Here is a 1,311-nt window from a genome sequence, read left to right as displayed (position 1 = left end):
CGGCATGAAGCGCGTCGCCTACGCGGGACCGGAGAACGGCAGCCGCGAGACCGCGAGTTACGTCCACGGAGAGCGGGCGGGATCAGCTCACAGGACGCACTCGGCCTCGGCGTACCGCTCGTGCGGCACCGTCTTGAGCCGCTCGACGGCCTCGGCCAGCGGCACCAGGGTGATGTCCGTGCCGCGCAGCGCCGTCATCATCCCGAACGCGCCCTCGTGCGCCGCCTCGACCGCGTGCCAGCCGAAGCGGGTGGCCAGCACCCGGTCGTAGGCGGTGGGGGTGCCACCGCGCTGCACGTGGCCGAGTATGACCGGTCGCGCCTCCTTGTCCAGGCGCTTCTCCAGCTCGCCGGCGAGCTGCCGGGCCACGCCGGCGAACCGCTCGTGCCCGTACACGTCCGTGCCGCCGACCTCGAAGGCCATCGAGCCCTCGCGGGGCTTGGCGCCCTCCGCGACGACCACGATCGCGAAGCGCTTGCCGGCCTCGAAGCGGCGGCCGACGACCTCCGTCAGCTCGTCGATGTCGAAGGGCCGCTCCGGCACGACGATCGCGTGCGCGCCGGCGGCCATGCCCGAGTGCAGGGCGATCCAGCCGGTGTGGCGGCCCATCACCTCGACGATGAGGACCCGCTGGTGGGACTCGGCGGTCGTCTTCAGCCGGTCGAGGGCCTCGGTGGCCACGCCCACGGCCGTGTCGAAGCCGAAGGTCACGTCGGTGCCGGCGATGTCGTTGTCGATGGTCTTGGGCACGCCCACGATGGGCAGGCCGGCGTCCGAGAGCAGCCGGGCCGCCTTGAGGGTGCCCTCGCCGCCGATCGGGATGATCGCGTCGATCCCGAGCTCGGCGACGTGGCGGCGGGCCCGCTCGACGCCGTCGCGCAGCTGGGCGGGCTGCACCCGCGAGGAGCCGAGGACGGTGCCGCCGAGGGCCAGGATCCCGGCCACGGCGTCCAGGTCCAGGGGGCGGTGATCGGCTTCCAGCAGCCCCCGCCAGCCGTCGCGGAAGCCGATGACCTCGTCGCCGTGGTCGACCACGGCGCGGTGCACGACGGACCTGATGACCGCGTTCAGCCCGGGGCAGTCGCCGCCGGACGTGAGTACGCCTATGCGCATGGGAGCAAACCTTCACAACAGGGCCGGTGACCGGACCCCGTCGTCCGGCTGGATCCCCGTCACCCTACAAGTGCGGGCGTTACGGAGGTGTGGCTGTCCGTCATGCGGGCGGTTCTTCGGCTGCGGGCCGTCGTGGCCGCCTGCGGCGGCGAGCGCCCTGCGGGCGCGTCCTCAATCGCCGGACGGGCTGAAATCAGC

The 1,311-nt window shown here is 73.1% G+C and carries 1 protein-coding gene; it reads right to left on the bottom strand.

Annotation, left to right across the window (positions count from 1 at the left end; all coding sequences use genetic code 11):
* Positions 1–87 precede the first annotated feature (87 nt).
* Complete coding sequence (locus ABZ951_RS33855; protein ID WP_344096853.1) at positions 88–1,113, bottom strand: 6-phosphofructokinase; 1,026 nt, start codon at positions 1,111–1,113, stop codon at positions 88–90.
* Positions 1,114–1,311 lie beyond the last annotated feature (198 nt).

Origin of the sequence: Streptomyces sp. NPDC046215, from assembly GCF_040646215.1 — a bacterium.
GTDB classification, from domain to species: Bacteria; Actinomycetota; Actinomycetes; order Streptomycetales; family Streptomycetaceae; genus Streptomyces; species Streptomyces stramineus.
The sequence above is the reverse complement of the archived record's forward strand: the minus strand, read 5'-3'. Positions and strand labels throughout refer to the sequence as shown.

Excerpts from the sequence above, each read along its gene's own strand:
- ABZ951_RS33855 (WP_344096853.1), bottom strand. The coding sequence starts at position 1,113 with ATGCGCATAGGCGTACTCACGTCCGGCGGCGACTGCCCCGGGCTGAAC.